The 9,148-nt window shown below is 70.8% G+C and carries 2 protein-coding genes; one reads left to right on the plus strand and one right to left on the minus strand.

Translation table 11 applies throughout. The features are described from left to right. The first annotated feature begins 33 nt into the window (after positions 1–33). Entirely contained in the window at positions 34–6,156 is a 6,123-nt protein-coding gene (gene pks2, locus ACXPWS_RS31325) for a sulfolipid-1 biosynthesis phthioceranic/hydroxyphthioceranic acid synthase (protein WP_458710377.1), read from the plus strand. On the opposite strand, the gene ACXPWS_RS31330 is transcribed toward pks2, so the two are convergent. Further along, on the minus strand, positions 6,153–9,146 hold the full coding sequence (locus ACXPWS_RS31330; RefSeq protein WP_458713768.1) for an MMPL/RND family transporter: 2,994 nt from the start codon (positions 9,144–9,146) through the stop codon (positions 6,153–6,155). The two genes, pks2 and ACXPWS_RS31330, sit on opposite strands and share 4 nt — an antisense overlap. Positions 9,147–9,148: the final 2 nt, after the last annotated feature.

The raw sequence follows: 9,148 nt of genomic DNA on the forward strand, positions 1-9,148 counted from the left end.
GCCAACGGAGTCAGACGGTTCGGTAGGGGTGCAATGGTCTCGTTCGATCCCGTCGGCCGTCGCGCGCACCGTCCGCCGTCGCCGTCGCCGGACGGCCCTTCGACGGTGACCCCGATCGCGGTGATCGGGATGGCGTGCCGGCTTCCCGGCGGTATCGAATCACCGGAGCAGCTCTGGCAGGCGTTGCTGCGCGGTGACGATCTGGTCACCGATATCCCCGCCGACCGCTGGGATGCCGACGACTATTTCGATCCCGAACCGGGTGTGCCCGGCCGTTCGGTGTCCCGCTGGGGCGCGTTCCTCGACGACATCGCCGGATTCGACGCCCCGTTCTTCGATATCGACGAGCAGCAGGCGGCGGCGCTCGACCCCCAACACCGATTGTTGCTGGAAACCTCCTGGGAGTCCTTCGAACACGCCGGGATCCCACCGGGTTCGGTGGCGCAATCGCGCACCGGTGTCTTCATCGGGCTGACGCACGCCGATTACCAACTGATCTCCGGGCCCGCCACGATGGCCGGCCCGCACGGCTTCGACGGCAACGGTTTCGGCATGGCGTCCGGGCGGATCGCCCACGCACTGCGCGTGCACGGTCCCGCCGTCACCGTCGATACCGACGGATCCTCCAGCCTGCTCGCCGTGCACCTGGCGTGCCGCAGCCTGCACGACGGCGAGAGCGACCTGGCCCTGGCCGGCGGAGCGTGCGTGCTGCTGGAACCGCGCCGGCTGGCCGCCGCATCGGCGCAGGGGATGCTGTCGCCGACGGGGCGCTGCCGTGCGTTCGACGCCGCCGCCGACGGCATCGTGCCCGGCGAGGGCGCGGGCATGGTGCTGCTCAAACGGTTGCCCGACGCACTGCGCGACGGCGACCGGATCCTGGCGGTGGTGCGCGGCACCGCCACCAATCAGAGCGGCCGGATCGGCACCCCGTCCCCGCAGACCCAACGTGATGTGTACCGAAAGGCGTTGGCGGCGGCCGGTGTCGATCCCGCCACCGTCGCAATGGTGGAGGCGCACGGTACCGGCTCCCCGGACGGTGACACCAGCGAGTTCACCGGCCTGGCCACGGTCTACGGTGTCGACGGTCCCTGTGCGGTCACCTCGGCGAAGACCAATTTCGGCGACACCCGGTCCGCCGCCGGCGTGCTCGGGTTGATGAAGGCGGTGCTGGCCCTGCGGCACGGGGTGGTGCCGCAGAACCTGCACTTTCACCGGCTGCCGGATGCCCTGGCCCAGATCTCCACCCACCTCGCCGTCCCGCACGAGCCGGAGCCGTGGCCGGCCGGCGGCGGTCCCCGGCGGGCGGCGGTGTCCGCCCACGGCGGGTCCGGCACCCATGTGCACGGTGTGCTGGAACAGGCTCCGGCACAAGCTCTTACCGCCCCCGCACCGTCCTCCCCCGCGCTGCTCTTCCCGCTGTCCTCGACGTCGGAGCAGGGATTGCGCCGCACCGCAGCCGAGCTCGCCGACTGGCTGGACGCGCATGACGAGGTGGCGCTGCCCGACCTGGCCCACACCCTGGCCCGCCGGCGCACCCACCGTTCGGTCCGCGCCGCCGTCGTCGCGAGCACCCGGGCGCAGCTCTGCGCGGAGCTGCGCGACCTCGCCGACAGCGCGACCACGCATCCGGCGGCGCAGGGGCCCGCCGACCGGGGTCCGGTCTGGCTGTTCCCCGACGTGGTGTCCCGGTGGGACGGTGCCGAACTGCTCGCCGGCGAACCGGTGTTCGCCGCCACCGTGGCCAGGTGCGAACCGATGATCCTGCGCGAGTGCGGTTTCTCGGTCACCGAGGCGATATCGCTGGCCAGCAACGGCATCGACGTGCGGCGTGGCCAGCCCACCGTGTTCACCATGCAGGTCGCCCTGGCCGCGGCGTTGCGTTCGCACGGTGCGCGCCCGGGTGCGGTCATCGGGTACTCGATCGGCGAGACGGCGGCCGCCGTGGTCGCCGGGGCGCTGTCGCTTCAGGACGGCCTGCGGGTGGTGTGCAGCCGGGCGAACCTGTTGTCCCGCATACCCGATGACGATGCGGGAGCGATGGCGACGGTCGCACTGCCGGCCCAGCAGTTGCTCTCGGAGCCGGCGCTGCGCGGCGCCAAGGACGTCGCGGTGGCGGCGGTCCCGTCCCCGGACACCGCGGTGATCGCCGGTGCCGCCCCCGCGGTGCGCGAACTCGTCGCGGCCTGGGCCGAACGTGGGGTGCAGGCCCGCGAGATTCCCACCGGCGTCGCCCTGCATTCACCACAGGTCGACGCCATCGTCGACGATTTCGCCGCGTCGTTGGCCGGCCTGACCCCGATGACGCCCGATGTCACGTTCTATACGGCGAGTTCGTTCGACCCGCGCGACCAGCCGGTCTGCGATGCCCGCTACTGGGTGGCCAACCTGCGCAAGATGGTCCGGTTCGCGGCCGCGACGCGGGCCGCCCTGGAAGACGGCCATCGGGTGTTCGTGGAACTGGCACCCGATGCCGTGCTGACCGGCGCGCTGGAACGGACCGCGGAACCCCTGGACATCCGGCCGGTCACCCCGGCCCGCACCGGCGGGCTGCAAGAGTTCGTCGGCCGGTTGCATTCGGCCGGAGCGGCCGTCGATTTCGCGGCGCTCTATCCGGCCGGGCGGCTGGTGGATGCGCCGCTGCCGGCCTGGACCCGCAGACGGTTGTGGTTCACCGACGACGGTGCGAACCCCACCGCGCGTGGGCAGTACACCGTGGTGGTGCATCCGCTGCTGGGCACACATCTGCATTCGGCCGATGATCAGGACCGTCATCTGTGGCAGGGCGAGCTGGGTATCGATACCCATCCGTGGCTCGCCGACCACCAGATCCACGGCACGGCAGTGCTTTCGGCAGCCGCGTACTGCGAGATGGCGCTGGCCGCGGCTCGCGCGGCGCTCGGCGCGGACGCCGAGGTGGGTGACCTCTCCTTCGACAAGACTCTGACGGTGCAGGAGCGCACCACCATCGGGGCAGTCGCGACGCACCGATCCGCCGGTGCGTTCGATTTCGTCGTGCAGACCCATCAGCAGGGGCAGCGACGCCGGCATGCCCGCGCCGAGCTGCGGGTGGCCGGCCCCGCAGCAGCGCCCGCCCGCGATGTGGCGGGACTGCTTGCCGCGCACCCCATCCGGCGCGACGGCGGCCAGCTCCGCACGATACTGAGCCGGGGCGGTCTGGCGATCGGTCCGGCGTACTGCGGGCTCACCGCGGTGCGCACCGCGGACGGGCAGGACACCGTGTTGGCCGATATCGCGCCGCCCGGGCAGGTCCGGGCCCAGCAGTCGGTTTTCGGGGTGCACCCCGCGCTGCTGGAAGCGTGCTTCCAGGCGGTGGCCGGCCATCCCGGCTTTCCGGCGGTGCCGGTGCTGCCCACCGGGGTAAAACGCCTGCGCGCGTTCGGATCGGCACGCGCCGCCCGCCACTGCCACGCCCACATCACCGCGGTGTCCGCCGACGCCATCGAAGCCGATGTCGAGGTGCTCGATCCGGACGGCACGGTGCTGATCGAGGTCACCGGTCTGCGATTCGCGGCCACCGGCCGACATCGGCCGGATGATCGGCTGCTCACCGTCGACTGGCAGCACCGGCCACTGCCCGAGCTTCCCCACACCGACCCCGGCGGGTGGCTGATCATCGGCCACCCCAGCCGCGATCCGGTCGCCGGCGAACTGGTCGAAGCTCTGGAAAGCCTTGGCGCGCACTGCACGAGTATGGACCTGGATGCCGCGCTGCTCGGCGGCGTAGCCCCCGGCACCGAATTCGCCGGCGTGGTGGTCCTGCTCGAGCCGTCGCCGGGCCCCGAGCAGGACGGACCCGACGGTGCACCGGCGCGCCGGGTGATGCGCATCGCGAACGAATTGGCCGCACTACCCGGGGAACCCGCGCGGCTGTACGTGGTGACCCGGTCCGCCCAGCCGGTCCGCACCGGCGAGCGGTGTGACCTGACCCAGGCCGGCGTGCCGGGACTGATCCGGGTACTCGGCAACGAGCACCCCGACCTGGCGGCCTGCCATGTCGATATCGACGCGAGCGCGGGCACTGCGCCACACCTGGCCCGCCAGCTGCTCATCGGGTCCGACGAGGATCAGAGCGCGTGGCGGGACGGCCGGTGGTACGTGGCCCGGCTGACGGCGGCACCCCTTGGACCCGAGGACCGGCGTACCGCCGAGGTCGATCCGCTGCGTCACGGCATCCGCACGCAATTGCGCACCCCCGGCGACCCGAAGTCACTGGAACTCGTTGCCCACGAACGAATATCCCCGGGTCCCGGGGAAGTCGAGGTTTCGGTACGCGCCGCGGGCGTGACCGTCGCCGACGCCCGGGCGGCGTTCGGCGGTGACGGTGACGCCGAGGCGCCGGACCGCCGGCTGGGCACCGACTTCGCCGGGATGGTGACGGCGGTCGGGGTGGGTGTGACGGAGCTCAAGGTGGGCGACCGGGTGGCGGGTATCTGCCCGGGCGGGTCGTGGGGCACCTTCCTCACCTGCGATGCGCGGTCGGCCGTCCCGGTTCCGGCCGGCCTGTCCGACCTCGCCGCGGCGGCCGTCGTCACCGCATACGCCACCGTTCATCGCGGCCTTCGCGAATCGGCCCGGCTGAGCGCCGATGACGTGGTGTTGATCCACGGCGCGAGCGGCGCGGCCGGGCCGGCTGCGGTCGCCGTCGCTCGGCACGCGGGTGCGCAGATCTTCGCCACCGCCGATACCGACGGTAATCGAACCTTGTTGCGCGACATGGGTGTAGCGCACGTCTACGATTCGCACAGTGCCGATCTGGCCGCCCACCTCCGCCGCGACACCCTGGGCCGCGGGGTGGACGTGGTGCTCAACTCGGTTTCCGGGGTGGCCCGGCGCGCGGGCGCCGAACTGCTGGCGCCCGGTGGCCGGTTCGTCGAGATCGGCGGCCAGGGTTTCGGCGGTGCGGGCCTGCCCGCCGATCGCGCCAACCTCACGTTCAGCGCTGTCGACATGGCGCAGTTGGCCGGCAGCCACCCGGGCCGGGTCGGCGCCGTGCTGACCGAGGTGTTCGGATCGATCTCCGATGGCACGCTGCCGCTGCCCGCCCACGCCGTGCACCCACTGGCCGACGCGGCCGGTGCCGTCGCGGCGACGGACGGGGCCGGCCACATCGGCGTGCCGGTGCTCGAGATCCCCGCCGTGGGCCGTCTGCGGGTGGTGATGCCTGCCGAGCAGATCCAGACCTTCCGGCCCGACGGCACCTACGTCGTCACGGGCGGGCTCACCGACCCGGGACTGCTGTTGGCCGAACGTATGTCCGCCGCCGGTGCCGGTGCCCTGGTGTTGTGCTCGCGGACACCGCCGTCGCCGCAGGCCCTGGCCCGGGTGGACGCCATCCGCGCGACGGGCACCGAGGTGGCGCTCGAATCCGCCGACATCGCCGAGGGCGGCACCGCCGCCGGCGTGGTCGCCGCGGCGGCCCGCACCCGGCGGCCGGTGCGCGGGGTGCTGCACACCGAGGCGCTGGCGCAGACCCCGGCATCGTTTGACGACACCTGGGCGGCGGTGGTTCTCGGCGCCTGGAATCTGCACGCGGCCACCATTTCCCAGCCGCTGGACTGGTTCTGCTCGTTCACCTCGACCGCGGCGCTGGCCGGCCCGCCCGGGCGCGGCGCCGAGGCTGCGGCGGGCGGATGGCTGGACGGCTTCGCCAGGTGGCGCCAAAACGCGGGCCGGCCCGCGACCACGATCGCATGGGCCGCCGACACCGCGACCACCGCCGCGGGCTGCGCCGCGTTCGAGATGCTGCTGCGTCACGGTCGCGCGCACACCGCCTACGCGCCAAGCGATTCGGCCTGGCGATCGGCCATTGTCGCGCGCAGTCCGTTCGGGGCGGCGCTGCGGGCGTCTCCGCGGGACTCGGCGGACGCCGCACGACTGCGTACCGAACTCGACGGGCTGCCGCGCGCGCAGTGGCCGCCGCGCCTGCGCAGGATGATCACCGAACAGGTCAGCGCCGTCGTGCGCCGGGACATCGATCCGGACCGTCCGCTACCCGAAAGCGGCATCGACTCCCTCGGCGCCCTGGAACTGATCACCCGCCTGGAGACCGCGACGGGCGTGCGGGTGCGGGCCACCGAGATCACCACCATCCGTGGGCTGGCCGATCTGCTGACCGAACGGCTCGCCCCGGTCTAGGCGTTCGCGTCCTGCAGCCGCGACGGGTCGGCATGCTCCGGCGTGCGTACTGTGCGCCGCCCCAGCGCCCCGGACGGCCACCAGTTGTACTTGCCCACCAGCACCGCAAGGGCCGGCACGGTGATGGTGCGCACCAACAGGGTGTCCAGCAGCAGTCCGACGCCGATGATGAAGCCGCCCTGCACCATCGAGCCGATGCTGCTGAACACCATGGCGAACATCGGTGCGGCGAAGATCATTCCGGCGGAGGTGATCACGCTGCCCGTCGAGCGGACCGTCCGGATGACCCCGGACCGGATCCCGTGCGGGGACTCATCGCGTATCCGCGATATCAGCAGCATGTTGTAGTCGGCGCCGACGGCCACCAGCACGATGAACGCCATCCCCGGTGTGCTCGCCGACATGAACTGCCCGCCGATCAGCTGGAGCACGATCACCCCGATGCCCAGCGAGGACAGGCACGACAGGATCACCGTGCCCACCAGATAGAGCGGCGCCACCACCGCGCGCAGCAGCAGCACCAGGATCAGGAACACCACGGCGACGGTCATCACCACGATGAACTCGAGGTCGTGGTTGTAGTAGTCACGCAGCTCGCTGTAGTACGGCGTCATCCCCGACATCGACACCGACGCATCGGCCAGCGACGTATTGGCCTGTGCCCCTTGAGCTGTGGCCAGAATCGTCTTCACCTGATCCATCGCCTTGGTGTCGTACGGGTTCAGGGTGGATTCCACCAGGTACCGGGCCGAGTGACCGCCGGGTGACATGAAGACCTTCACCAGGTCCTTGAACCGGTCGTTGCTCAGGATCTCCGGGGACACATAGAAGCCCGCCGCCCCGGGGTCCGAGGCGTTGAGCTTCATCGACAACAGGAAAGCCGACGCGTGCGACAGACCTTCACCCAGTTGCCTGGTCTGATCGTCGAGGATTCGCACCCCGTCCGCGATCTTGCGGCTGCCCTCGGCGAGCGCGGCGGCGCCCTGGTCCAGGGAGGCCAGCTGGCGCTGCAGCCCACCGGATCCACCGCTGGATCCGCCGTTCGCCCCGCCGGGGCTGCTCAGACCCAGTGAATGCAGCGCTTTGGTGGCCGCGTCCAACGTCGGCAGTACCTTGTGCAGCACATCGGACATGCGCTGCAACCGATCCCGGTCACTCGCGCACTTCTCGTCCAGATCGCAACTGGGGTCGGCCTTCATGGTTTCCAGGGTGGTGTCGTTCAGCCACAGCGCATCGTTGAACTGCGCCATGTCGGGCAGCAGCGAGTCACGGCCGATGACCTTCGCCAGCTCATCCAAACTCGGCAACGCGTTGCGCATGCCGGACAGCGTCTTGCTCAGATTGTCGAGCACCCCGGTGGTCTTGGTCAGCTGCCCGCGCACCGTCGCCAGGCTGTCGGCGAGTTTGTCGGCGCCACCGGTGAGTGCGGCTCGCGCGTCCGTGCTCGCGGTGATCTTCGCGGTGGCGTCGGCGAGCTTGTTGCCGATCTCCCCGGCCTGGTAACTCAGCGTGGCCTGCTCCAGCGGTACACCCGTGGGCCGGGTGACGCCGCGCACCGCCGAGATGTCGGGCAGCTGGGCGACCCGCTGGGCCAGCTGCTCCAGATCCGCCAGTGCCTTGGTGGTCCGCAGGTCGTGCGGGGACTGGATGAACACGTACTGCGGGGCGGTGAGGCTGGCGGGGAAGTGGCGTTCGATGGCGGCCATCCCGACATTGCTCTCGGCGGACGCCGGCAATGCCGACCGGGCGTCATAGCTGGTGTGCAACAGGGTGACACATGCGGCCAGTGGAATCAGGATGAGCAGACTGCCCACCAGATGCGCCACCGGACGCCGCACGATGTGGATGCCGGACCGGCGCCAGAACTTGGAGGTCAGCTCACGGCGCGGTTGGACCCAGCCACGCCGGCCGGCCAGCGCCAGGATCGCAGGCAACAGCGTGACCGAGGCGAGGAACGCCACGGCGATCGACACCGCCAGGGCGGGCCCGGTGGTGGAGAACACCTTGAGCGAGGTGAAGCTCATCCCCAGGAAGGTGACCGCGACCGTCGCGGCGGAGGCCGCGATGACCTTGCCGATGGCGATCAGCGCCCGCGCCACCGCCTGATCGGATTCCAGGCCCTGCCGCAGGTATTCGTGGTACCGGCTGATCAGGAAGACCGCGTAGTCGACACCGGCGCCGATCATCATGGCGCTCATGAACACCAGGGTCTGCTGGGAGATGGCCAGACCCATCTGAGCCAGGGCGGCGACCACCTGAGTGGCGGCCGCCTGCGAGACGCCGATGGTGACCAGCGGCACCAGCATGGTGACGATGCTGCGGTACACCACCAGCAGGATCACCAAAACCATGGCCACGGTGGCGGTCTCGATCACCCGCAGATCGCGCAGCCCGATCTCCTCGCGCTCGGCGACCGTCGCGGTGAGCCCCGTCATGTGCATGTCGAGTGCGGACCCTTTTACGGTGTCGCGCACGGTATCCACCACGCGCTGGTACGCGGTGGTCGACTCCGGTGACCCCAATTCGCCGGTGATTCCCACCGGGATGAACCACGCCTTGTGGTCCTTGCTCTCCATCACATCCCGCAGCGGTGGCTGCGCGACGAAGTCCTGCACCATCACCACGTCGCCCTGCTCGTGGTGCAACCGGTCCACCAGGTTGCGGTAGACGTCCTCGTCGGCGGGGGTCAGTCCGTTCTCGTTGGTCAGCACCACCAGGGCGATGTTCTGGATACCGGGTTCGCCGAACGCCGTGGTCATCTCGCGGGTGGCCGCCATCACCGCGGAATCGGCGGGCAGCAGTTCCTGGTTCCGGTCGCTGGCCAATTTCATCAACGGCGGAACGGCCACCGACAACACCGCGACGACGATCAGCCAGATGCCGATGACCCACCACGGCCGGCGCACCACGAGATGCGCCAGTCGATCGAAGATGCCGCCGACCGTGACTTTCTCGGCGACGTCACGGCGCGGCCTGCGCGGCCAGGTCAAGC

Source organism: Mycobacterium sp. BMJ-28, assembly GCF_054404835.1.